Below are 24,330 nucleotides of genomic sequence, written 5' to 3'. Positions count from 1 at the left end.
GATTGTCCGCGTGACTGACAGCCCCATCGCAGACGTGAATGACACACTCCTACCTTGGGCTTCCACAGCGGAAGCAGCGTTAGCCGCCCGGCTTCACGATGTGGAGCTCTTTGTGGATCTTGATATCGCTGGTGACCAGCTGGAACGCTATTCTCGATTCTTCGGTACCTTCCTCTCCCGTCAGCTGGCTGCGGGGGCGGATCCGGCGGCGCTGTTGGCAGCTTGCCCGGCTTTGACCGCAACTGCGCTGATCACGCGCGCGGCTCGTTTCAACCGTGTGGGCGAGCTGCCTCGCGAGTTCTGGGCAGGGCTGGGTCTGGAGCCTACGGACGAGCGCTTGACCTGCGTTGAAGGCCGTTTTGCGGAGATTCTTTCGGCGGCTGGCTTGGATCCATTCGATGAGGCCGTGGGCGGTCCGGATGGAGAGAACGGTCGCCTGTTCTTGCACGTGGGGCTGGCCACGGACTGGATCCCGGAGGTGGTTGAGGCCTTTGATTCTCGACGCCAAGACGCAACCGCAGTAGACGATACCGAACAGGAAGCCGCCGCAGTGGTGCAGCAACTCGCAGGGGGCGAGTTGCAGGCCGGTCCGCTGTGCACGCTCAAGCCGCAGATTGCGCAGCGTCTATTCACGCCTTTGGTGCAGGTGATCCGCCATGCGGAAGCACACCCGGAGACGTGGGAATACACTCTGCCAGCGGTAAAACTTCCTCGGTTGATCTTGGAAGACGTGATCGAGGAGCTGCGCGAGCGCCCGGTGGGCACCGAGGATCGGCGTTACGCCGTGGGCGTGGCTCACCGTGAGGACCAACCGCGGCTGCGGTTGGATGTGGATCGCAATCGTGTGGTGCTGCGCTTGCCTGCGCAGAGCTTGCCCTCCGTGGAGGAAGAACCTGCCGCAGAGATCCGCTGGCGCGTGGATACCGACGGGCGCCCGCATGCATTCCGCACGGGCCGCTCCGAGCACCTGGGCGGTTCCGATTCTGAGGTGGTGGATCTGCCGATTCGCCGCCCGCTGCGCGAGTTGCACGTGCACAGCATGACTCACGGCGAGCACTGGACATTGCCGGTGATCAACCGGCCGGAGCCCGCGCTGATCTTCTCTGTCCGTGGCGCGGAGCTCACGGAGCTGGACACGCTTCATCGCGTCTCGGTGATCGTTGTGTGCCCGGAGGATACGACTGCGGTGGATCCGGTTCAGGATCGTTCGATCCCCGTGGTGTGGGAGCGTCCCATGAAGCTATGGGATGGCTGGGTGATCCGTCGCCTGGACCTCTCGGATGCGCTGAGCCTGCACATCGAGCGTTCGGGGGAGCGACGTCCGTCTATGGACACGATGCGCGCCGTGGATCCGCGCCAACGCGTGCTGTTCGTGGAGCCGGATCAGCCGGAGCCGTCGATCGAGACTGCCAGTGGCAAGCCCATATTCTCTGAGAGCTTGCGTGTGGAGTTCCCGCCGACGATCTCCGGCGATACCGAACTGTGGCACGTATCCGTCTCCGCCTACGCTGGCCCCGGCGTGCCCGGCGAGGCGGTCTCTGAGGAGGAGCCCCTGGAGGTCTCCGCCGAAGGTGGAGTCTTTGATGTCTTCGATCCCGAGGCCTATGACAGCCCGTGGGTCGGCGAGTACTTGGTGCGCTTGCGCGGTCCGCGCTACGAGAGCTTCCGCCACGAGTTCGCGCTGGTAGAAGGCATGAACGTGGAGGTCGAGATCGATGGCGCCTCTCCACATACTCGCCTGCCACTGACCGCGGGGCTGAGCCCCACTACGGTCCGGTTGCGATCCGGAGACAAGCCGTTTGAGCGCATCGCACCGCTGCATCTGAGCCCGTCAGATCGCTTTGCCACGGCTGTGATCGAGACAGATGCCGGTGACGCTCTGCCCGTGGTAGTCAATCCACCGCGCATTCGCTTCCAGTTGCCCATGCAGGGCGAGGCACCCGTGTGGCGTACCGAAGCGCTGCGGATCGCGGCGAATTGGCTGGACCTGAACACGCGTTTCCGCGTACGCCCGGAGGCCGCCATTTCTGATGCCCGTCTGGTGGTTCGTGATCGTCACGGCTCTCCGGCACGCTCCGCGAAGTTGCAGACCCAGGACAACGTCACCTGGTGGGTTAATCTGCAGGCCATTGCGCCATCCGTGCAGATCATGTCCGAGGGGTCGCTGGAGCTGGAGTTCGTGGATGCTGCTGCTGGTCGCCGAGTCAGCGTGCGCATGGCGCGGATCGTCCCTGGTTCCGAGGTCACCGTGACCTATATGGAGGATCACACCCTCGATGTCCAGTGCGATGATCCCGATCGCTTGACGGGCAAGGCGCTGTGGATCTGGCCTCTGACCGCGCCGTGGGAGCCAGCCCGCAGCGTCAAGATCGGAGCACCCCTGCCTGCAGAACTTCGCGACGCCGGCCCTTTGGCCGTCCAACTGTTCTCCACGGATCGTTTCAATTTCCTGCGCGCCCCCGAGTTCCCCGGCAGCCGAGCCGTGCGGGTGGATCACCCTGGTTTCTTCGGTGGATCTCTGGTCGACGCCGCCTCACCTTACACTCAGCTCTCTGCCTTCCTGGCGGGCGAGACCGACCAGCTGCCGCAGGACACAGAGATCCTCCCGACGCTGTGGGATGTGCTCGCCGGTGGTCTTAAACACCGTGTCAGCGCGGAGGCGGGTTCTCCGGTCATGGGCGATCTCCACGCCAAGCTCCGCGAGGCCCTATCCGTCAATCCTGCGGCGTCCATGCATGCGATGAGTACCTCGCTGGTGCCTGCCAGCGACCGCCCCGCGCAGTTCATTTCCTCCGGGTTGGTGCAGGGCAAGGTGGCGTCGGAGAATACCGACGGTGAGAGCCACGACAAGAAACGACGCGGCGATGCGCCCTGGATCGCGGCGCTGGAGGTCCTCAGCGACCTTTTCACCGAAGAAGATGACACGGCGCACGCCAAAGCGTTGCGCACGGAGCTGGCTGAGATCGCCGGTCACACACTGGTGGAGACGATGGACACGGGTCGCGACCGCACGCTGGAGACGGCGTGTATCGATGCCACGACCGTGCAGATCGCCCATCTGGATCCGGCGCAGCAGAAGGCCGTGCTGGACTCGTTCTTCAATGGAGCGGGAGTGGTCCCGGGTGCGCTGAGCGAGGAAAATACGCGTCTGATCAGTGTGTTCGAGACGTTCACGCAGCGCGAGCAGCTTAGCGAGTTGCTGGGCGACCCGGAGCTGATGACCACCGCGGTGAAGATTCTGCGCAAGGTCAAGAGCTCCAACCGCCAGCTGTACTTGTCCGCGCGCGTGCGCTTCGAGCGACTCGACGGCGTGGACACGGACGATCCCGCCAACCGGTGGGCGCTGGTGCCGGTCCTATCGATGATGTTCGCGCTGGCTGCCCGCATGTACGCCCACGGCCGATTGAGCAACCTGGGCAAGCTACCCAACGTCTACGGCGCATGGTCGGAGATGGCTCGTTTAGTGCCGGATCTGGTCACCGGGGACATCGTCAGCGCGGAGGCCATGGTACTCGGTGTGTTTGGTCCCGACGCCGAACCTGAGGAAGTCGAAGCCGAAGACTAACCCTGTAGTTCGAGCCTGCCGCGCTGGGCGACGTAGGCGAAGTCCTCGGCGATGGCGTGTCTCCACGCCCCGAAATCGTGGCCTCCGGGGACCATTCGGTAGGTGGTGTCCGTGCCGGCTATGCGGGCTTTGTTGTTGAGTGTGCTCAGGTCCTGCTGAGCAAACTTTTCTGACTTGCCTGCGACGAACCGTCCGCTGATTCCGTGGAATGTAGAAATTTTGTCATTGGTGGCGTGGTGCAGAATGTCTAGCGGGTTGCGTTGCTGGAACAGTGCTTCGCTGTCCTCGTAGAAAGTCTTGACGGTGGTTTCGCGAGAGTAACTGTCATTGGGGCGCAGCTCGCCGGAGTAGTCCACGAATTTTCCGTAGCTGGTAGAGGAGTTGGTGACCACCTGGAGGGCGCGTGCCACCGTAGGAAAAGCCACCGATGGTCCACGTCTTCTGGTCTGGGTTGGGGCTGAAACGATGTATGATCGAGTCGGTCACCTCCTGGGTCAGATAGGTCATTACCTTGTCTTTTGGACTGTCCGTGCATACGGGATTGGCGGCGACGTCTCCGGTGACATCGATGGCTACCACGATCGGGATAATGCCGTTATTTGTGGCCTGGTAGTTGTCCACCACATTGGCTAGGCCGCCTTCCCTCGAACCACTGCGTGGGTCCGCCGGGGGATCCATTCATCAGGGTGAGCACTTGAAGCTGGGGGGCGGGGAGTGGAGAACCCGGCCGGAGGGAGGAAAACTAATGCATTGCGAGCTTGGAATCCGGAGTGCGGTGTGGGCACCGGCATGCTGACCCGAGTTCTCTTTGCGGGGAGATTTGCAGATTGGAGCATTCCTGCAGTGCGCAGTTTATTCCATTCCGCCAGCGAAATGGAGGCGGGCTGTTGATCGGGTTCGGGGATCTGCTCCGCAGACGCTTGGTTGTAATGACTGGTGGGTAAGAATGAATCGAAGTCCGGGTACAAGTTGCAGGATTGATTAGCTACCAACAACCCGGCGGCGAGGTTGACGATCAGAGTCAGCAGGCTGACAAGTGAGCGCCACTTGAAAAACTTGCGGACGAGCACGCGGACGAAAAAAATACACTGCTGAGGCCTACAGATAAGGCAGCAAACGAGGCGGGGCGTAACTCGCTGGCGGGAGTTTGCGCCAGCCGCAGAGCGGCGCCAACTGCGACACCCGTGAGTACCAGGGAAATCCCGCAGGAGAACAGTGCTGATCGTGTGCGGGTACGAGAAGGCACAAGCGCGATGAGTGCAGCGAATGTCAGCAGAAGGAGAGCCCAGGCGATAACCATGGGGATCGTTCCGGTGAGGGGAAGCGATCGCAGGGAGTCGATCATGCTCAGTAGTGGTAGACCGGTGGTCTGAGCCCACCAATACCAATTTTGGTTTACTGGTAGTCATGGAACTTTCACTGCTCACGTGGATCATCATTGGCGTCGTCCTTGTTGTGATCATCGCCATTTTGCTCATCGTCTTCGGGCTGCGAAGGAATAAGGCCAAGCAGGTTTCCTTCGAGAAGAAGGAGGAGATCGAGAAGCCGAAGCCATCGTCTGGCAATTACCAGGCGCAAAGCGGCTTCAATTTCACCTCTGGAGGTGCCACGAAGGAAGCTGCTCAGGAAGGCACGGACGAGGGACAGACCACCATCGGTGGAGTACGGATTAACCGTCCGGCAGATTCCCTCCGGCAGCCGGAGGCGCGGCCAGAACCAAAGCGGGCGGAACCCAAGCAGCCTGAGCCTGCCAAGGAAGAAGCTCCCGCACCAGCCAAGCCGGTAGAGAAGCCGCAGACTCCGGAGCCAAAGACGCCAGAGCCAGCGCAGTCAGACAAGTCTGAGCCAAAGCAAGCTGAGCCAGAAAAGAAACCGGGGAAGGACTCAGAAGAGAAGCCGGAGCAGAAGGCCGATTCCGCGCCAATCGTGCCACCCGTGGCCGCACCGCCCGTGACTGCACCTCCTGTAGCGGACAAGGCCCAGGACAAGCCAGAGGCTGAAGAGGCCGAGGTTGGCGTCGAAAAGGAACAAGAGCAACCCGAACAGCCCTCCGAGACCCCGGAAGATCAGCTCAACGATGCCGCTGTCGCTCGGGCGGAAGAGCAGAGCCAACAGGTTGAACAGGCCACTACCCCGGAGACAATCCAGGAAGAACAGCCGACTGCGGACCCGGCGGATGACATTGCTCCCGTGGATGGACGCATGGGCAAGCTGCGTTCGCGCATGGCAAAGTCCCAGAATGTCATCGGTAAGGGGGTGCTGGGAATTTTGTCCGCTGGCGACCTCGACGAAGATGCGTGGGAGGAGATCGAGGACACGCTGCTGATGGCAGACCTTGGCACCAAGACCACACTGGCGGTGGTCGATGACCTCCGCGGAAGGATCGCTACGCAGGGTGTTTCCAGCGAGGCAGAGGCCCGTGCGATGCTGCGCGCTGCTCTGATCGATGCGTGCAAGCCGCAGATGGATCGCTCCATCAAGGCCATGCCGTATGAGGGCAAGCCCGCCGTGATCATGGTAGTGGGCGTGAACGGAACGGGTAAGACCACCACCACCGGCAAGCTCTCCCGTGTGTTGATCGGCATGGGCCACTCCGTGACGCTGGGCGCGGCGGATACCTTCCGCGCGGCAGCAGCAGATCAGCTGGAGACGTGGGGTCGGCGAGTCGGCGCCAAGACTGTCCGCGGTGATGAGGGGGCGGATCCTGCATCCGTCGCTTTCGATGCCGTGTCCAAGGGCATCGAGGATTCTTCGGACGTCGTGTTGATCGATACCGCAGGACGTCTGCACACCTCCGTGGGACTGATGGACCAACTGGGCAAGGTCAAGCGTGTTGTGGAAAAGCGGGCCAAGGTTGACGAAGTCCTGCTGGTGTTGGATGCGACCGTGGGACAAAACGGCCTGACCCAGGCGCGCGTGTTCCGCGAGGTTGTGGACATCACTGGCGTGGTGCTCACCAAGTTGGACGGCACTGCCAAGGGCGGCATTGTCTTCCAGGTCCAGGAAGAGCTGGGCGTACCGGTGAAGTTGGTGGGTCTCGGCGAGGGCGAGGATCACCTGGCTCCGTTTGAGGTGGAGAGTTTTGTCGACGCCCTGCTCGGTTAAATTCCGCCGTGGTTATCTGGCCGCTGGGAAACATTGCGGAAACATTTCGGGCTTCCGTTCACGAGGTTGTAAAAAAATAACCGAGTAATGGACACATCGGCTGTCTTAGATAGCTAATGACAGAAGTGTTGTCCCGAGAAAGAGATTGACCAATGACCCCCGACCAGCTCGCCGCCACCAGCGGCAATGCCTCTTGGATGCTCATGAGCGCCGCCTTGGTGCTTCTGATGACCCCCGCGCTTGCCTTGTTCTATGGAGGCATGTCCCGCCAGAAATCCGCCATCAACATGATGATGATGTCCTTCGGCTCCCTCGGAGTGGTCGGGGTTGTCTACATCCTGTGGGGCTGGTCGATGTCCTACGGAACCGAGTCCTGGCTGGGATTGTTTTCTAACCCTTTCGAATTCTTTGGCTTGGAAAACGCCATAACCGATGAGGCGGGGAATTACATCGCGGGTGCAGCTGGATACGCCAATGTGATTGATATCTGCTTCCAGGTCACCTTCGCCGCCATCGCGGTAGCCATCATTTCTGGCTCGCTGGCCAACCGAGTGAAGTTCAAGACGTGGCTGTTGTTCACCGCACTGTGGGTCACCTTTGCGTATTTCCCGATGGCACACATGGTGTGGGGTGGCGGACTGCTGAGCCACGCAGAAGATTCCTTCGCTTCCTGGATGTTCGGCACCATCGATGAGGCTGGCGAGACTGTCGCCGCAATTGCTCCCATCGACTTCGCTGGCGGCACCGTGGTGCACATCAACGCCGGTATTGCAGGTCTGATCTTGGCACTAATCATCGGCCACTCCCGTGGCTTCATGGAAGAAGAGACCAAGCCTCATAACATGCCGCTGGTGATGTTGGGCGCAGCACTGCTGTGGTTCGGTTGGTTCGGATTCAACGGTGGCTCTGCTTTTGCTGCCGATGGTCTGGCCGGTTTGGCCTGGATCAACACCACCGCCGCTGCGTGCGCTGCGATGCTCGGCTGGTTGCTGGTCGAGCGTGTGCGTGATCACCGGTCGACGTCACTGGGTGCAGCCTCTGGCGTGGTGGCTGGGTTGGTGACTATCACCCCGGCCGCTGGCACGTTCACGCCGCTGACGTCACTGATTGCCGGGCTCATCGGGGGCATTCTGGCTGCCTACGGCGTGGGCCTGAAGTTCCGTTTCCGTTTCGACGATTCCCTCGACGTGGTGGGTCTGCACTTGGTTGCAGGACTATGGGGAACGATCGCCTGCGGGCTGTTTGCTAAGGATATCGGGCTGTTCACGGGTGGTGGTTCGGATGGTTTCAAGTTGCTGGCCGTGCAGATTGTCATCGCGCTTTTCGCTGCGCTGTGGTGTGCCGTGGTCACCTTGATCATTGGATTGGCGCTGAAGTACACGATGGGATGGCGCATCAAGGGCATCCACGAGGAAGCCGGTATTGATAGTGCGCTGCACCGTGAGACCGCGTATCACTACGAGAACACATAGCGGCGTGCGCCAAATACCGCGCTGGAAAGCAGTGGTTGTTCAGCTCCCCTGTAAGGTAGGGGAGTTAGACATTGGCTCTGGTGGTGACCATATTCCCGCCGAGCACCACAAAGTGCCTGTTTGAGCAGGAACGAGACGCGAAGAAGGAGACAGACACAGCGTGTTTGAGTCGCTTTCAGATCGCCTTTCCGGCGCCCTCCAAGGGCTCCGCAGCAAGGGTCGGTTAACCGAGCAGGATATTAATGCCACAGCCCGCGAGATCCGCTTGGCGTTGCTGGAGGCTGACGTCTCCCTGACTGTTGTCCGTGGCTTCATTAGCCGCATCAAGGAACGTGCGGCGGGCTCTGAAGTTTCCGAGGCTCTGAACCCTGCCCAACAGGTCGTCAAGATCGTCAACGAGGAGCTCATCCAGATTCTCGGTGGCGAAACCCGTCGCTTGAACCTGGCGAAGAATCCGCCGACCGTCATCATGCTGGCAGGTCTGCAGGGTGCGGGTAAGACCACTCTGGCCGGAAAGCTCTCCAAGCACTTGGCAGAGCAGGGCCACACTCCGATGCTGGTGGCCTGTGACTTGCAGCGCCCTGGTGCAGTGCAGCAGCTGCAGATCGTCGGTGAGCGTGCAGGTGTTCCTACCTTCGCTCCGGATCCTGGCACCTCGATGGATTCGCTAGAGCACCAGATGGGCACCAGCCACGGCGACCCAGTGCAGGTCGCCCAGTCCGGTATCGAAGAAGCCAAGCGCTCTCAGCATGACATCGTGATCATCGATACCGCGGGCCGATTGGGTATCGATGAAGAACTCATGACCCAGGCGCGCAACATCCGCGATGCCGTCCAGCCTGACGAGGTCCTGTTCGTCATCGATTCCATGATCGGTCAGGACGCGGTGACCACCGCCGAGGCCTTCCGCGACGGCGTGGACTTCACCGGCGTGGTGCTCACCAAGCTCGACGGCGATGCCCGCGGTGGTGCCGCGCTGTCCATCCGTGAGGTCACCGGCAAGCCGATCATGTTCGCCTCTACTGGCGAGAAGCTGGAAGATTTCGACGTCTTCCACCCTGATCGCATGGCCAACCGCATCTTGGGCATGGGCGACATGCTCACTCTGATTGAGCAGGCCGAAAAGGTCTTTGATCAGGACCAGGCGGAGTCCTCCGCTATGCGCATGGCCTCTGGCGAGTTGACGCTGGAGGACTTCCTTGAGCAGATGATGATGATTCGCCGCATGGGCCCGTTGGGCAACATCTTGAAGATGATGCCGGGCGGTTCTCAGATGTCCAAGATGGCGGACATGGTCGATGAAAAGCAGCTCGACCGCATCCAGGCGATCATCCGGGGCATGACTCCGGGCGAGCGTCAAGATCCCAATATTCTCAACGCTTCCCGGCGCAAGCGCATTGCTAACGGTTCCGGCGTGGAAGTAACGGACGTCAACCAGCTGGTGGAGCGCTTCTTCGAGGCGAAGAAGATGATGGGCAAGATGGCCGGCCAGTTCGGCATGGGCGGTGGCTCGGCGACGAAGAAGCAGAAGAACCACCGCAAGGGCAAGAAAGGTAAGAAGGGCAAGAACGCTAAGCGTCGTGGCCCAACTCAGCCGAAGATGCCTCCGGGAATGGGCGGCATGCCGGGAATGCCCGGGATGCCCGGTGGTGGCGGAATGCCGGACATGGCCGAGCTGCAGAAGATGCAGGAGCAGATGCCCCCTGGATTCGAGAACATCGATCTATCTAAGATGGGCTTCGGCAAAAAGGGCAGGTAGCTGGGGTCCTTACGTGCCGCAGAATGTGGTGTAGGGTCCGAAGCCTTCCGGAGCAGGGTGTGCGAACTTTTCGTCGTGCACCCTGTTGTTTTTCTTTTCGACGCCAGACTCTTCGCTTCCGGTGCTGTCGAAAGGATCAGTCACGGCCGCAAGTAGTTCTTCAAAGGCTTCGAAGTCTCCATATGAAGCAGCTTGGAGTGCTTCCTCCACCAGGTGATTGCGGGGAATGCGCACGGGATTGGTGTGCCTCATCAACGCGGCATCGGGATTGAGCTCGTGCCAGCGATGCAGCCACTCTGCGGGTGGTAGTGCGGAAGCTTCCTCATCGCCGCTCGCACTAGCTGACACGGTGAGGTTCGTTGACTCTGCCAGCGTGGCGAGGCTCCGCAGGACTGAAAGCTGATCGGGTTGTGCCCCGTTGAGCCACTCCACAAACTCGTCGCACAGGGCACGCTGTTCCGAGCTAGGGGAATCGGAACCTGCCGTCGTGAATCCTAACGCGGGCACCATCGTCCGCGTAAACGCATTGCGATACATCGACGGGAATTCCTGCAAGACCTCCGTGGCTGCGGCGACTGCCCCCTCGGTATCAGTATCCAACTGCTCCTCAATCACAGGAAGCAGAGATTCCGCGAGACGTTCCAGATCCCACAGCATGATGGCTGGTTGGCGTCCGAATGCGTAGCGCCCTTGCTGGTCAATAGAGCTAAACCAAGTGTGGGGATTGAATGAATCGAGGAAGGCACAGGGACCGTAGTCAATCGTCTCACCGGAGATGGTGATATTGTCCGTGTTCATCACCCCATGGACAAACCCCACGTGCATCCACCGCGCCACGAGCCGCGCCTGCTTAGCGCAAACTTCTCGAAGCAACCCCAGGTAGTCGCTATCATCCAAAGGCGTGTCGCTGTCGGTTGCGTGGTGGCGTTCCAGCGCGAAATCTGCGAGTTCCTGGAGGAGCTCCGGAGAGCGCTGCTGCATCATCCGGGCGTATTGAAAACTGCCGACCCTCAAGTGAGAGCTAGCTACGCGTACCAGTACTGCCCCTGGCTCAGGAACGTTTCGTTGAACGGACTCGCCAGTGAGGATCACAGCCAAAGAGCGGGTGGTGGGGATGCCCATCGCGTGCATCGCTTCGCTGATGAGGAACTCCCGCAGCATCGGGCCCGCCGCTGCACGGCCGTCTGAACCACCCCGGGAGTACGGTGTGCGTCCGCTGCCCTTTAGATGAATATCGCGCGGTGCGGCAGTCTCGGGTGAACCTCCAGAAGTCACTTCGAGTTCGCCGAGTAGGGCCGCGCGACCATCGCCCAATAGTGGATTGAACTGGCCAAACTGATGGCCGGCATACGCCTGGGAAACCGGAAAGGCATCCTCCGGAAGCTCTTCTCCCAGTAAAAACCGCAAGCCATTTTCCGTGCGCAGCCACCCTGGATCAATACCCAGCTCGCGAGACAGGGGTTCGTTGAGGAGGAGAAGGTTGGCGTCGGAAAAAGGAACGGGGGACCACGGCGCACACATGGCGGGCAGACTGTTGGCGAAACGGGAGGTGAGGCGAGGGGAGGAGGACAACATGCTCGCCACTGTAACGATGAAACGTACAACGACGCGAAGGGTTTTGGTGAAACGAACCCCATCAACTAAAATGTGCAAGGTTGCTGCGTTACACCGACACCGACTCCGGTCGGCCGGTGGTCACCCGCAGCTAAAACATCAAGGGTTGAACCGGCCTTTTGCATCCGGCATAAGGTGACTGAACTGCCCCGTGACCAAATAAGGAGCCATCATGGCCGTAAAGATTAAGCTGCAGCGCTTGGGTAAGATCCGTACCCCTGAATACCGCGTGGTCGTCGCAGACGCCCGCACCCGTCGTTCCGGCAAGGTTATTGAGAACCTCGGTATCTACCAGCCAACCTACAACCCATCTGTGATCCGCATCGATTCCGAGCGTGCACAGTACTGGTTGGGCGTGGGCGCACAGCCAACCGAGCCAGTGCTCGCACTGCTCAAGGTGACCGGCGACTGGCAGAAGTTCAAGGGACTCGAGGGCGCCGAGGGCACCCTGAAGCCACAGCCAGAGAAGAAGTCCAAGCTGGACCTGTTCAACGAGGCTCTCTCCGAGGCTGCTGACGGACCAACCGCAGAGGCCATCACCGAGAAGAAGCGCAAGGCAAAGGAAGAGGCAGAGGCTAAGGCTGCTGCTGAGGTTGCCGCTGCTGAAGAGGCTGCAGAAAAGGAAGCAGCTGAAGAGGCCGCATCTGAGGAAGCACCAGCTGAGGAAGCTGCTTCTGAAGAGTCCGCAGAGTAATTTCGCGCTGCGATTCTTCTCGCTAGGCTTGGGATAACCGGGTATAAAAAGTGAAAAAGACCGACCTTCGGGTCGGTTTTTTGTATGCGCAACTAACCCTGCAATCACCCCTCGGTGGTAGTTGGTTGTCTCGCACCTCACTACAGTTGGGAAGGCACGAGGAATTTATGATGAACAACACAACTTGGAGGTAGCGCCACCGTGAACGTAGATCAGACCGTAAAGACCTATTACGAGCAGATTCTGCAGCGCAACGCCGGAGAGCCGGAATTCCACCAAGCAGTCTCCGAGGTATTGGAAAGCCTCAAGTACGTACTGCAAAAGGATGATTACTACGCCGAATACGGTCTGATCGAGCGCATGTGTGAGCCGGAGCGCCAGATCATCTTCCGCGTGCCCTGGACCGATGATCAGGGCAACGTGCAGGTCAACCGCGGTTTCCGTGTGCAGTTCAACTCTGTGCTGGGTCCTTACAAGGGCGGCTTGCGCTTCCACCCATCGGTGAACCTGGGCATCATCAAGTTCCTCGGTTTTGAGCAGATCTTTAAGAACTCCTTGACCGGCCTTCCCATCGGTGGCGGCAAGGGTGGTTCTGACTTTGACCCGAAGGGTAAGTCAGACCTGGAAATCATGCGTTTCTGTCAGTCCTTCATGACTGAGCTGCAGCGCCACATTGGCGACAAGATCGATGTGCCTGCCGGTGACATCGGCGTGGGAGGACGCGAGATCGGCTACCTCTTTGGCCAGTACCGTCGCATCAACAACGTTTACGAATCCGGCGTGCTGACCGGCAAAGGCCTGCAGTGGGGTGGTTCCTTGGTGCGTACCGAAGCTACGGGTTACGGCGCGGTGTACTTCACGCAGGAAATGATGAGCGCCGAAGGTGAACGCCTGGACGGTGCCAAAGTCATCGTTTCTGGTTCTGGCAATGTGGCAATCTACGCGATCGCCAAGGCGCAGGAATTGGGTGCCACTGTGGTGGGCTTCTCTGACTCTTCTGGTTATGTCTCCACTCCCGATGGCGTGGACGTGGAACTGCTCCAGGAAGTGAAGGAAAAGCGACGCGAACGCGTCTCCGAGTACGCCAAGGAAGCCTCCGAAGCCGAGTTCCATGAGAACGGTAATATCTGGGAGATCGAGGCCGACGTGGCTTTGCCGTGTGCCACCCAGAACGAGCTGGACGGCGAGTCCGCAAAGCTGCTGGCAGACAACGGCGTGAAGTACGTGGCAGAGGGTGCCAACATGCCGTGTACCCCGGAAGCAATCGAGGTCTTCCGCAAGCGCAAGGTTCGCTTTGCGCCCGGTAAGGCTGCCAATGCTGGTGGCGTGGCCACCTCCGCTCTAGAGATGCAGCAGAATGCTTCCCGCGATTCCTGGAGCTTTGAGTACACGGATAAGCGTCTTAAGGGCATCATGCGCAATATCTTCAAGTCATGTGCAGAGACCGCCGAAGAGTACGAAGTGGAGCGGGACTACGTCACCGGCGCAAACATCGCGGGCTTCCGCAAGGTGGCAGACGCGATGCTCGCACAAGGCGTGATCTAGCCGGATCTGTATTCGTTGTCACTGTCCTACCAGGCCTTCGGCTTATCTGCCCCGTCAGTATGATCTGCCACCCCCTGTGAATTACACTGACCAGCATGGTTGAACTGCAGATCGGACGCGTTATCAAACCCCACGGCGTGCGTGGGGAACTCGTGGTGGATGTCACCACTGACCAGCCCGAGCTGCGGTTCGCGCAGGGCACCGTTTTGCAGGGCCGGCAAGCAGGACGCGATATGGAGCTGACTATCCGCTCCACGCGTCCGCACCAAGGCCGCCTGCTGCTGACCACAGAAGAGATCACCGACCGCACGGCCGCTGAGAGCCTGCGTGGCCTGCGCTTTTTCGCCGATCCCATCTTTGACGAGGATGAAGAGGGATACTACGACCACGAGCTGGAAGGCCTGCGCGTGCTCAACGTGGGCGCCGTGGACGAAGAAACTGCTCACGCTCGCGCCTACGAAGGTGCCGAGCCAGAACCCGAGGACATCGGCGAAGTCACCGGTGTGACGCACGGCCCAGCGGGCACGCTGCTGGAGGTCGCGCTCGATGCTAAGCCCGGCAAGATCGTGCTGATTCCTTTCCGCACCGCCATTGTTCCCATCGTGGATCTGGACAACGAAGCCCTGGTCATCACCCCGCCCGAGGGCCTGTTGGATCTCTGAGAGGAACGCTAAGAGCCGTGCGCCTAGACGTCATCACCATCTTCCCTGAGTACCTCGAGCCACTTCGGCACGCGCTGCTGGGTAAAGCCATCGAGTCCGGAATCTTGCAGGTCGGAGTGCATAATCTCCGTTCCTGGACCAAGGGCGTTCACCAAGCCGTGGATGATTCTCCCTACGGTGGCGGCCCCGGCATGGTCATGAAGCCAGAGGTTTGGGGCCCAGCGTTGGACGACGTTGCCGCCGGCACTGGTGTAGTGGCCCAGTCCACGGATCTGACCTCCTCGGTCCCGCACCGTCCGTCGGCTTCCTCGTCTATCGTTTCCGACGCCAAGGATGAGCGACCTGGCGTCGAAAATAACAAGACCCCACTGTTGATCGTGCCCACCCCGGCGGGCATTCCGTTCACCCAAGACATGGCCGAACGATGGTCGCAGGAGGACCACCTGGTGTTCGCGTGCGGCCGATACGAGGGCATCGATCAGCGTGTGGTGGACGAAGCGGCGCGGACCTACCGGGTGGAGGAAGTATCCATCGGCGATTACGTGCTCATCGGCGGGGAGGTTGCGGTGCTGGTCATGGCCGAGGCCGTGGTCCGGCTCATCCCCGGTGTGCTGGGAAATCAAGCCAGCCACCAGGAAGATAGCTTCCAAGATGGGCTGCTGGAAGGCCCCAGCTACACCAAGCCTCGTCTGTGGCGCGAGCACGAGGTGCCGTCGGTGCTGCTGAGCGGCAACCACAAAAAGGTGGACCGGTGGCGCCGGGATCAGGCACTGCTACGCACAGCACAAAGGCGGCCCGAGCTGCTGGAACAGCTGCGAGCCGCCGGGGAACTCAGCCCCCGCGACGAGCAAGCCCTAGAAGCAGGCTGCTCGCCGGAGGGCTAGGTTCCCAGAGGGCTAGGTTCGGTCTGATCCGAACCTAACGCTTCAAATCTAGTGATCCGCACCAGGGATGGCGTGCCTGTGATCGCGCACTGCTTCGCCTTCGGCGTACAGTGGCATATCCTTCTTCGCCTGGTAGAAGGGGGCGTTATTTGGCTCCAGTGGCTGCTTGCCACGAATCAGGTCCGCGGCCTTCTCCGCCAGCATCATCGTGGGCGCGTAGATGTTGCCGTTGGTGATGATCGGCATGACTGACGCGTCAACCACGTACAGGCCCTCAGTGCCGTGGACTTGCATGGATTCAGGATCCACCACGGCCATCTCGTCTTCTGCCGGGCCCATCTTCGCCGTGCAGGAAGGGTGCAGAGCGGTTTCGCCATCGTTGCGCACCCACTCCAAGATCTCTTCGTCGGACTGGACGGCGGGTCCTGGGGAGAACTCCTTGGTGCCGTGCTCAGCCATCGCATCGGTGGCCATCAATTCGCGCGCCTTGTGTACGGCCTCCACCCACTCGCGGCGGTCCTGCTCCGTACGGAGGTAGTTAAACAGCATCTTTGGCTTGACGTGCGGATCCTTGGACTGGATGCGTACCCAGCCCTTGGTGTCCGAGAACATTGGTCCCACGTGCCACTGGAAGCCGTGCTTGACCTTGGCTGGGGTGCCATCGTAGCGCACGGCCATGGGCAGGAAGTGGAACATCAGGTTGGGGTAGTCCTCGTCGTCATTGGAACGAACGAAGCCGCCCGCCTCGAAGTGCGAGGTGGCCACCGGCCCCTTCTTGGTGAGCAGCCACTGCAGGCCCATCAGCGGCCAGCGCCACTTGTGCAGGAAAGGCTGGGAGGAGTACTCGGTATCCACTTCGTACTGGATGTAGACCTCGAGGTGATCCTGCAGGTTCTCGCCCACGCCTGGCAGGTCCTTGACCACGTCGATGTCGTGGTCTTCCAGCAACTCACGTGGACCCACGCCGGACAGCTGCAGCAACTGCGGAGTGTTGATGGCGCCGCCGCAGAGGATTACCTTGTCTGCGAACACGCGGTGGGTCTTGCCCTTCCATTCGTATTCGACGCCAACCGCCTTGGTTCCCTCGAACAGAACGCGGGTGGTGAATGCCCTGGTACGGATATCGAGGTTCTTCCGATCCTTAACGGGGTGCAGGTAGGAACGCGCAGAGGAGGCTCGAGAGCCGTGCTTAATGTTGCGGTCGAATGGAGCGAACCCCTCCTGGCGGTAGCCATTGACATCGTTGGTCAGGTGGTAGCCGGCTTGCTGCACAGACTTAAATAGCGCTTGGAACAGGGGAGTGGTGGCCGGTCCGCGGCTCAAGTACAGAGGGCCGTCATGACCGCGGCGAGGATCCTGTGGATCTGCACCCTTAGCGGTTTCCATCTTGTTGAAGTACGGCAGGCAGTGTGCATAATCCCAGTTGCTCATGCCGGGAAGCTGGCCCCACTTTTCGTAATCCATGGGGTTGCCACGCTGGAAAATCATGCCGTTGATGGAACCGGAGCCACCCAAAACCTTGCCACGCGCATGAGGTACGCGCCGTCCGTTCATCTCTGGCTCTGGTTCGGTCTCGTACATCCAGTCGTAGTGCTTATTGCCGATGGGGAAAGAGAACCCAGACGGCATGTGAATGTAGAGATCCCAGATGGAATCCATGCGGCCAGCTTCCAGAACCATCACGGACTGATCTGGATCCTCACTCAATCGATTGGCCATCACAGATCCGGCGGATCCGCCACCCACGATCACCGCATCACGTCGGCGGTCTTCCACCACCTCACCCGCGGTGTCGTTGGAATTAAATAGGGAACGCACAACGCTTGTGAACGCCATATATAGGACCTCTCTGTGTCGGTTCTCATTCGGATCTGCGACGGCTCGTGTGGCATGTCTTGCCCGAGTCATTCTTGGCTCGACGCTACCAGAATGCCGTTTTGACGTGGATCTATGCTGCCTCCGGCTGCAAGTTTGGAGGACTGATCTAAAGCATCAAAAGACAACTTCACTCCTGTGTAGGGTGAAAACGTTGCGTGTTGTTGGCAGTCAATCCTTGTGAATCAGGCGCCAGGCACGTGGGTCGCAACTCGACCAGATTGACGTTTCATGAACGTAAAAGCTGCGGAAGCACCATGTCTGCAGCGAACGACATTTGAGGAGATAACTGGATGAAAAATTCAGAGAACTCGCACGACCCCACCGACGAAAGACGAGCGTCAGAGCAGATCCAGCCAGAAGTGGTGATCGGGTCGTACAACGTGGGAAGCTCGGAGCCATACCTGCCGGGAAGCGTGGAGAGCCCGCGCATTAATTGGCCGGTCTTTCTCATTTCCGCAGCTGGCGTGTTGGCTGTCACGCTCTACGCGGGTATAGGCAAGGATTCTGCGGCCGAACAGTTGGCCACGGTGACCGGTTGGATCGCCACCAACCTGGGTTGGTTCTATATCTTGACCAGCACGATCGTCGTGGGTTTTGTCTTGTGGGTGGCGTTCTCCAAGGCAGGTACGATTCGTCTGGGGCCGGATCATTCTCGCCCTCAGTTCCGCTTGTTCTCGTGGGCGGCCATGTTGTTTGCCGCGGGTATCGGCGTGGATCTCATGTTCTTCTCGGTGGCGGAACCCGTCACTCAGTACTTGGCCCCACCTGAGCTCACTCCGGAGTCCCAGGCGGCCGCCGAGCAGGCCGTGGTGTGGGCGCTGTTCCACTACGGTGTCACTGGTTGGGCAATGTATGCCCTGATGGGCATGGCTTTTGGCTACTATGCCTACCGCCTCAATATGCCGTTGGCGATCCGCAGCGCTTTATCGCCTATTTTCGGCAAGCGCATTCATGGCCCTATCGGCGATACCGTCGATATTGCTGCGGTGTTGGGAACGGTCTTTGGTATTACGGCATCGCTGGGTATCGGCGTGGTGCAGTTGAACTATGGTCTCAGCCTCATGTTCGGGATCGAGCAATCGCTAGCTGCGCAGATTGCCCTCGTCGCCATCGCCGTGGTGGTTGCCACCATTTCTGCAGTCTCGGGCGTGGATAGGGGAATTAAGCTGCTCAGTGAGCTCAACGTGGTGCTGGCGCTGGGTCTGCTGGTGTGGGTCGTTGCCACAGGCAAGACCGCGTTTTTGTTCGACGCCTTCGTGATGAATATCGGCGACTATGTCTCGTCTTTCCCAGGCATGACCATGGAAACCTTTGCATTCGTCGAGGATCAAGCCGCCGTGAAGGAATGGATGTCTGGTTGGACTCTATTCTTCTGGGCTTGGTGGGTGGCATGGGCGCCATTCGTGGGTCTTTTCTTGGCGCGTATCTCCCGTGGCCGTTCACTGCGTCAGTTCGTGGTGGGCGTGCTGACCATTCCGTTTTTCTTCATCTTGGCGTGGATGAGCTTCTTCGGAAACTCCGCGTTGGATCGCATCATCAACGGCGGAGATTTCGCATTTGGAGAGACCACGGCGGCTGCCCCGGAACAGGGTTTCTATGACCTTTTAAGCACCTACCCCGGTGCGACTTTCCTCATCGGTTTGGCCACACTCGTTGGCCTGTTGCTGTACATCACGTCTGCCGATTCTGGTGCGCTGGTGCTTTCCAACTTCACGTCGAAGATCACGGATAGTAGGCAGGACGGCGGAAAGTACTCCCGTATGTTGTGGTCCGTTCTGGTGGGGGTGCTGACCATTGTTCTTCTGCAAATGGACGGTGTGACCACTGTCCAATCCGCCACCGTGGTGATGGGATTGCCATTTGCCGTGGTGATGTACGGCGTGATGTTGGGACTGGTCCGCTCGTTCCGGTTGGAGAATTACCACACCAACGCCCGGGCAATTTCCTTCCATGGTGCGATCTCCGGACGAACTGGTTCGGGTTCCCAGAATGTGGGTTGGCGCCACCGCCTGAGCCGAGCCTCAACGTGGCCACACAGTAAGCGAGCACAGGAATACCTAGACGCTGTGGCTCAACCTGCGTTGGAACAGGTCACCAGAGAGCTGGAGAACAAGGGACTGAAGGCCGTACTTATCAGCTCCGCGGTTTCTGGATTGCCAGTATCGCAGCTGGATCTCACGGTAGATATGGATCAGGAGCAGGATTTCCGCTACCAGGTCTATCCGATGGAGCATCCTGTGCCGTCGTTCACGCGAAACACCAGCGATGGAGAGGTTTATTACCGCCTCGAGGTCTTCGATCGCACTGGTTCTTTGGGATATGACGTGTTTGGCTACACGCAAGATCAACTGATCAATAATGTGCTTGACCTCTATGAACGCCACTTGGAGTTCTTGCACATTCAGCGTGATCTGCCCGGAACGTCAGATATCACGGACGGTTCGGAGCCCGCTCGCGAATGGTCAGAGGACGCCTAACCGCCAGTCCTGCCACGTCGCGGAAGCGCCAACAGATTCCGTAGGCTGGCATCCAGACAAAACCCGCACCAGAGGCGATTGGCTCATTGGCCCACACTCTGCCGTTGCATTTTTTCGCCTCTGAGAGATTTATAGGAGCTCGACAACCTTGACTACCTTGTTTGACCCCACCCAGTGCGACATGTTGCGCGGAGCCACGGACGGATCTACTCCGTCGACTCTGTTTATCGATGGTAAGTGGCAACCCGCAGCGTCGGCAGAATCCCGCACCATCATCAATCCAGCAGACGGTTCCACCGTAGGAACGGTCTCTGAGGCGGGGGAGGAGGACACGATTCGTGCGATCGAGGCTGCGCGCAAGTCCTTCGATTCTGGTGTCTGGTCGTCGGTTCCCGCGATGGAGCGCGGCAAGTTGTTGCTGAAGGTCGCGGATATTATCCGCGAGCGCAAGGACACGTTTGCCGCCGCCGAGTCCGCAGATACGGGCAAGCGTCTCGAAGAGTCGCAGGCGGACATGGACGATATCGCTGGTGCTTTTGACTACTTCGGCACGTTGGCTTCGCACGAGGCAGGCCGCGTTGTCGATCCTGGCAACCCGGATGTGCGTTCTCGTGTCGACGCCGAACCCGTGGGCGTCTGCGCGTTGATCACCCCGTGGAACTACCCGCTGCTGCAGGTCAGCTGGAAGGTCGCGCCCGCCTTGGCCGCCGGAAATAGCTTTGTTCTCAAGCAGGCGGAGCTGACCCCGCACACCGCCATGATGCTGCTGAGCATCCTCAAGGAAGCCGGACTGCCGGACGGCGTGGGCAATCTGATCACCGGCGCCGGTGCTAGCTGCGGTAATCCACTGAGCCAGCACCCAGACGTGGACATGGTTTCCTTTACCGGCGGACTGGTCACCGGCCGTCTGATTGCGAAGAACGCCGCAGAGTCCGTCAAGCGCACAGCATTAGAGCTGGGTGGCAAGAACCCCAATGTTATTTTTGCCGACGCCAACTTCGACGCTGCCGTAGATAACGCCATGTCTGCTGCGTTTTTCCATTCCGGTCAGGTGTGCTCCGCGGGTTCCCGCATCGTGGTTGAGGAATCCATCCATGACAAGTTCGTGGAGGAATTCACCAAGCGCACGGCCAAGATCAAGGTGGGTGGCCCCGTCGATTCCGTGGCGGAGACAGGCCCTCTGATTTCCGAAGAACATCGGGAAAAGATTGTTGCTTACGTCGAAAAGGCAAAGGAACAGGGCGCGAAGATCACCACGGGCGGCCGCATTCCTACTGCGGAAGACAATCAGGGTGACCACGGAACGGGCGAGACCGATCTGACTGCGGGGGTGTACTACTTGCCGACGATCTTGGACGAGTGCACCCAAGACATGGATTGTGTGCATGACGAGGCCTTCGGCCCAGTGGTGACCATCGAGACGTTCTCCACGGAGGACGAGGCAGTCGCCATTGCCAACGACACGGAGTACGGGCTCGCTGGAGCCGTCTGGACTTCGGATGCGGGCACGGCCGAGCGAGTGGCGCGCAAGCTCCGTCACGGCACCGTGTGGATCAACGATTTCCACCCTTACCTGCCGCAGGCGGAGTGGGGCGGTATGAAGCAGTCCGGCAACGGACGCGAGCTGGGTCCCACCGGTTTGGCGGAATACCAGGAGCACAAGCACGTCTACACCAATCTGTCCCCGGCAGTGACCGGGCAGTTCAAGGGATAAGGCGATTCCGCAATGACTCAGCAGCTCACGCATCCCGTGCTCGCCGATATCAACGCGCTGCTGCGCGCCGCGGATACTGATGCGGTGGCACGCAGGATCGCGGAAACGCTGAGTCAACGCGGGGCGTGTGACATCCAGGTGCATATCGCAGACGTGGCCGCCGGGTGCGAGCCGGACAACATGCTGGTTACCGAGTGGCAGCAGCGATTCGAAGCCCCTCCCATCGCGGAGAGCTTGCATCGGATCGTGGTGGGAGCCACCGCCCCGGAATCTTTGCCGGATGCGGATATCACGCAGACCGTTGCAGAAGCGCTACCGAAAGCACCGGACGGGTCCCAGGGCCTGTGGTACGGCTCCACTCGCCGCGCTGAACTGCAGAAAGCGGATCTGAGCATCCCCATTGCGTGCCGAATGAACTAGCCACGCACCCGCTTTATTAGAGTGATCCAGATGATTAGCCAGACTATTGCGCGCGAACTTGGCGTCGGAGAAAACAACGTCAAGGCGACGATCGCCCTGTTGGATGAAGGAAACACGGTGCCTTTCATCGCCCGCTACCGCAAGGAAAAGACCGGCGGGTTGGATGACACCCAACTGCGAACGTTGGAACACCGGCTGAACTACCTGCGAGAACTCGAGGACCGCAAGGCTACGGTCATCGAGGCCATCGAGGCGCAGGGCAAGCTCACCGACGAGCTACGGGCGGAGATTCTCGGCGTAGACACGAAGGCGCGCCTGGAAGATCTCTACCTGCCGTACAAGACCAAGCGCCGAACCAAGGCGACGATCGCCCGCGAGGCCGGTCTGGAACCTCTAGCCAAGCAGCTGGTTGCCCCAGGAGTCACGGTGGATCCGGCCGAATTGGCCGCCGAGTTCGTGACGGAGGGTTTTCCCGACGCCACCTCCGTGCTCACCGGCGCCCGGCACATCGTGGTGGAGGACATCGCCACCGATGCGGACGTGGTGGGCCGTGTCCGCGACGAGTTCTACTCCCGGGGCAGTGCCATCGCTGAAGTAGTCGAGGGGAAAGAGGACGCAGGTGCGAAGTACCGGGACTACTTTGAGTTCTCGGAGCCGTTCACCGCGCTGCCCAGCCACCGCATTTTGGCACTGCTGCGAGGTGAAACCGAAGGCGTGCTACGCGTGAACTTTGCCGCTGGTGACGGCTCCGATGAGGATGCCGATAATGCCTACTTCCAGCAGCTCATTGCGCGGGACGCAGAGCTGGAGCCACAAGGCGATGTGGCAGACAAATTCCGCGCGGAGTGCGTGCGCTTTGCATGGCGGACCAAGTTGGCCGTCAGCTCCGCGGTGGATGTACGCATGCGACTCAAGGAGCGTGCCGATGAAGGCGCCGTGGAGGTGTTCTCCCGCAACCTGAAAGATCTACTGCTGGCAGCACCGGCTGGTCAACGGGCGACGCTGGGGCTGGACCCCGGCTACCGCAATGGCGTGAAGTGCGCCGTGGTGGATGCCACGGGCAAGGTGCTGGATACCGTCATCGTCTACCCGCACCAAGGCGCGGCGAAGTGGGATCAGGCTAGGACTGTGCTGTCTGAGCTCACTGCCAAGCATGGTGTGGAGCTGTTGGCCGTGGGCAACGGCACAGCTTCTCGCGAGACAGAAAAGCTGGCGCGGGAGATCGCGGATCTGATTGCGCAGGCCGGTGGCGCTAAGCCGCAAGCAGTGATCGTGTCCGAGTCGGGAGCATCGGTGTACTCGGCATCGGAGGTGGCGGCGCGCGAGTTCCCGGAGATGGATGTCTCTCTACGTGGCGCGGTCTCGATTGCCCGCCGCCTGCAGGATCCCTTGGCCGAGCTGGTCAAGATCGATCCGAAGTCCATCGGCGTGGGCCAGTACCAGCATGACGTGAACCAGAATCTCCTCAGCGCGGGATTGGATTCGGTGGTGGAAGATGCCGTGAACTCCGTGGGCGTGGACGTTAATTCTGCTTCTGCCCAGTTGCTGCAGCGCGTGGCCGGAGTCACCCAGACTCTGGCGGACAACATCGTGGCCTACCGCGATGACAACGGCGCGTTCACTTCTCGCAAGGAGTTGCTCAAGGTTCCTCGTCTCGGACCGCGAGCCTTCGAACAGTCCGCTGGATTCCTCCGTATTCATGGCGCGAAGGATCCTTTGGACGCCTCCGCTGTGCACCCAGAGGCCTACCCGCTGGTGCGTCGGATGAGCGAGGAGTCCGGGCTGTCCGTGGATTCCCTCATCGGCAACACCCGCGTGCTGAGTACCTTGCGGCCGCAGCAGTTCGCCGATGAGCAATTCGGCGTGCCGACGGTGACGGACGTTCTGGCTGAGCTGGACAAACCCGGTCGCGACCCTCGCCCTACCTTCAAGACCGCGACATTTACCGAGGGCGTGGAAAAGGTTTCAGACTTGACTCCGGGCATGATCGTCGAGGGAACGGTCACCAATGTGGCTGCCTTTGGAGCGTTCGTCGATGTGGGCGTGCACCAGGATGGCCTAGTCCACGTCTCCGAGATGAGCACCAGCTTCGTCAAAGACCCCCACGAGGTTGTCTCCTCGGGGCAGGTCGTCAAGGTTCGTGTGGTGGACGTTGACGTGCAGCGCAACCGAATTGGTTTGTCGCTGGTTCTTGCCGCTGACGCCAACTCCAAACGATCCCACTCGCGTGCCGGTGCACAGCAGGGTGCTGGCCAGGGAGGAAAGAAGCAGGGAGGCAGGAAACAGAGCGGCGAGAAGCCAGGCGGTAACAATCCGGGCGGCCGCGGAAACGGCAAGAGCCCACAACAGCAGGGGAGTGCGCGACCATCTGCTGGCGGCGGATCTTTGGCCGACGCGTTACGTAAGGCCGGGTTTGGCAAGTAGCCGTGTCAGATTTGCCTGATCAGCTTGGGTACTGGCATACTACTCGGGTTAATCAGTTGTGGGTACGAACCCGTAGGCGCACCAGTGAGTGAAAAGCCGCGAGGATCCTCTATCCAG

At 60.2% G+C, this 24,330-nt stretch carries 16 protein-coding genes; 12 read left to right on the top strand and 4 right to left on the bottom strand.

The genetic code is table 11. The features are described 5' to 3' along the window. Positions 1 to 10: 10 nt before the first annotated feature. A complete protein-coding gene (locus CS919_RS00270; RefSeq protein WP_234990688.1) occupies positions 11 to 3,565 on the top strand; it encodes a hypothetical protein in 3,555 nt (1,184 codons plus the stop codon). Here CS919_RS00270 and CS919_RS00265 read toward each other — a convergent pair. Together CS919_RS00265 and CS919_RS10630 are read right to left on the bottom strand one after the other, a co-directional pair. After that, positions 3,562 to 3,975 (bottom strand): alpha/beta hydrolase, encoded by a 414-nt coding sequence (locus tag CS919_RS00265; protein ID WP_143341730.1) that lies wholly within the window; start codon positions 3,973 to 3,975, stop codon positions 3,562 to 3,564. The two genes, CS919_RS00270 and CS919_RS00265, sit on opposite strands and share 4 nt — an antisense overlap. After that, positions 3,890 to 4,243 carry an alpha/beta hydrolase gene (locus CS919_RS10630; RefSeq protein WP_143341729.1) on the bottom strand — a complete coding sequence of 118 codons (354 nt, stop codon included), beginning with the start codon at positions 4,241 to 4,243 and terminating at the stop codon, positions 3,890 to 3,892. The genes CS919_RS00265 and CS919_RS10630 overlap by 86 nt, the downstream gene beginning before the upstream one ends. Before the next feature lie 729 nt (positions 4,244 to 4,972). Between CS919_RS10630 and ftsY the strand changes: the two genes are divergently transcribed. From ftsY to ffh, 3 genes are all read left to right on the top strand, one after another. Then, the gene (gene ftsY, locus CS919_RS00260; RefSeq protein ID WP_099297131.1) at positions 4,973 to 6,670 is read left to right on the top strand and encodes a signal recognition particle-docking protein FtsY; all 1,698 of its coding nucleotides are present in this window, start codon (positions 4,973 to 4,975) and stop codon (positions 6,668 to 6,670) included. Between the two features lie 152 nt (positions 6,671 to 6,822). Next, positions 6,823 to 8,142: an ammonium transporter gene (locus CS919_RS00255; protein ID WP_099297129.1), complete on the top strand. Its 1,320-nt coding sequence runs from the start codon at positions 6,823 to 6,825 to the stop codon at positions 8,140 to 8,142. A gap of 160 nt (positions 8,143 to 8,302) precedes the next feature. After that, positions 8,303 to 9,901: a signal recognition particle protein gene (gene ffh, locus CS919_RS00250; protein WP_099297127.1), complete on the top strand. Its 1,599-nt coding sequence runs from the start codon at positions 8,303 to 8,305 to the stop codon at positions 9,899 to 9,901. A 9-nt stretch (positions 9,902 to 9,910) separates the two neighbouring features. On the opposite strand, the gene CS919_RS00245 is transcribed toward ffh, so the two are convergent. Then, positions 9,911 to 11,476, bottom strand: a complete 1,566-nt coding sequence (locus CS919_RS00245) for a protein adenylyltransferase SelO (protein WP_099297125.1) — start codon at positions 11,474 to 11,476, stop codon at positions 9,911 to 9,913. 211 nt (positions 11,477 to 11,687) lie between these two features. Between CS919_RS00245 and rpsP the strand changes: the two genes are divergently transcribed. From rpsP to trmD, 4 genes are all read left to right on the top strand, one after another. After that, complete coding sequence (rpsP, locus tag CS919_RS00240) at positions 11,688 to 12,209, top strand: 30S ribosomal protein S16 (RefSeq protein ID WP_099297123.1); 522 nt, start codon at positions 11,688 to 11,690, stop codon at positions 12,207 to 12,209. Between the two features lie 201 nt (positions 12,210 to 12,410). Then, complete coding sequence (gdhA, locus tag CS919_RS00235) at positions 12,411 to 13,754, top strand: NADP-specific glutamate dehydrogenase (protein ID WP_099297121.1); 1,344 nt, start codon at positions 12,411 to 12,413, stop codon at positions 13,752 to 13,754. 95 nt (positions 13,755 to 13,849) lie between these two features. After that, positions 13,850 to 14,416 (top strand): ribosome maturation factor RimM, encoded by a 567-nt coding sequence (gene rimM / locus CS919_RS00230; protein ID WP_099297119.1) that lies wholly within the window; start codon positions 13,850 to 13,852, stop codon positions 14,414 to 14,416. Further along, positions 14,413 to 15,300, top strand: a complete 888-nt coding sequence (gene trmD / locus CS919_RS00225; RefSeq protein ID WP_234990727.1) for a tRNA (guanosine(37)-N1)-methyltransferase TrmD — start codon at positions 14,413 to 14,415, stop codon at positions 15,298 to 15,300. Before rimM ends, trmD begins: the two co-directional genes overlap by 4 nt. A gap of 48 nt (positions 15,301 to 15,348) precedes the next feature. Here trmD and betA read toward each other — a convergent pair whose 3' ends face one another. Beyond that, entirely contained in the window at positions 15,349 to 17,136 is a 1,788-nt protein-coding gene (gene betA / locus CS919_RS00220) for a choline dehydrogenase (RefSeq protein ID WP_099297115.1), read from the bottom strand. A gap of 332 nt (positions 17,137 to 17,468) precedes the next feature. Here betA and betT point away from each other — a divergent pair, with 332 nt between their 5' ends. The 4 genes from betT to CS919_RS00200 all read left to right on the top strand — a co-directional run bounded on the left by betT (position 17,469) and on the right by CS919_RS00200 (position 24,213). Continuing rightward, positions 17,469 to 19,655, top strand: coding sequence for a choline BCCT transporter BetT (gene betT, locus CS919_RS00215; RefSeq protein WP_099297113.1), 2,187 nt, complete (start codon positions 17,469 to 17,471; stop codon positions 19,653 to 19,655). Positions 19,656 to 19,836: 181 nt separating this feature from the next. Further along, positions 19,837 to 21,369: an aldehyde dehydrogenase family protein gene (locus CS919_RS00210; protein WP_099297579.1), complete on the top strand. Its 1,533-nt coding sequence runs from the start codon at positions 19,837 to 19,839 to the stop codon at positions 21,367 to 21,369. Between the two features lie 12 nt (positions 21,370 to 21,381). Then, positions 21,382 to 21,789: a hypothetical protein gene (locus CS919_RS00205; protein WP_099297111.1), complete on the top strand. Its 408-nt coding sequence runs from the start codon at positions 21,382 to 21,384 to the stop codon at positions 21,787 to 21,789. A 30-nt stretch (positions 21,790 to 21,819) separates the two neighbouring features. Beyond that, positions 21,820 to 24,213: a Tex family protein gene (locus CS919_RS00200; protein WP_099297109.1), complete on the top strand. Its 2,394-nt coding sequence runs from the start codon at positions 21,820 to 21,822 to the stop codon at positions 24,211 to 24,213. Positions 24,214 to 24,330 lie beyond the last annotated feature (117 nt).

The sequence above is a fragment of the Corynebacterium dentalis genome, from assembly GCF_900232865.1.
Taxonomy (GTDB): Bacteria; Actinomycetota; Actinomycetes; order Mycobacteriales; family Mycobacteriaceae; genus Corynebacterium; species Corynebacterium dentalis.
Note: the sequence above shows the minus strand (reverse complement) of the source record. Positions and strands in the feature narration are given on the sequence as shown.

Excerpts from the sequence above, each read along its gene's own strand:
- ftsY (WP_099297131.1), top strand. The coding sequence starts at position 4,973 with ATGGAACTTTCACTGCTCACGTGGATCATCATTGGCGTCGTCCTTGTT.
- rpsP (WP_099297123.1), top strand. The coding sequence starts at position 11,688 with ATGGCCGTAAAGATTAAGCTGCAGCGCTTGGGTAAGATCCGTACCCCT.
- betA (WP_099297115.1), bottom strand. The coding sequence starts at position 17,136 with ATGGCGTTCACAAGCGTTGTGCGTTCCCTATTTAATTCCAACGACACC.
- CS919_RS00210 (WP_099297579.1), top strand. The coding sequence starts at position 19,837 with ATGTTGCGCGGAGCCACGGACGGATCTACTCCGTCGACTCTGTTTATC.
- CS919_RS00245 (WP_099297125.1), bottom strand. The coding sequence starts at position 11,476 with ATGTTGTCCTCCTCCCCTCGCCTCACCTCCCGTTTCGCCAACAGTCTG.
- rimM (WP_099297119.1), top strand. The coding sequence starts at position 13,850 with ATGGTTGAACTGCAGATCGGACGCGTTATCAAACCCCACGGCGTGCGT.
- CS919_RS00255 (WP_099297129.1), top strand. The coding sequence starts at position 6,823 with ATGACCCCCGACCAGCTCGCCGCCACCAGCGGCAATGCCTCTTGGATG.
- CS919_RS10630 (WP_143341729.1), bottom strand. The coding sequence starts at position 4,243 with ATGGATCCCCCGGCGGACCCACGCAGTGGTTCGAGGGAAGGCGGCCTA.
- CS919_RS00205 (WP_099297111.1), top strand. The coding sequence starts at position 21,382 with ATGACTCAGCAGCTCACGCATCCCGTGCTCGCCGATATCAACGCGCTG.
- betT (WP_099297113.1), top strand. The coding sequence starts at position 17,469 with ATGAAAAATTCAGAGAACTCGCACGACCCCACCGACGAAAGACGAGCG.
- CS919_RS00200 (WP_099297109.1), top strand. The coding sequence starts at position 21,820 with ATGATTAGCCAGACTATTGCGCGCGAACTTGGCGTCGGAGAAAACAAC.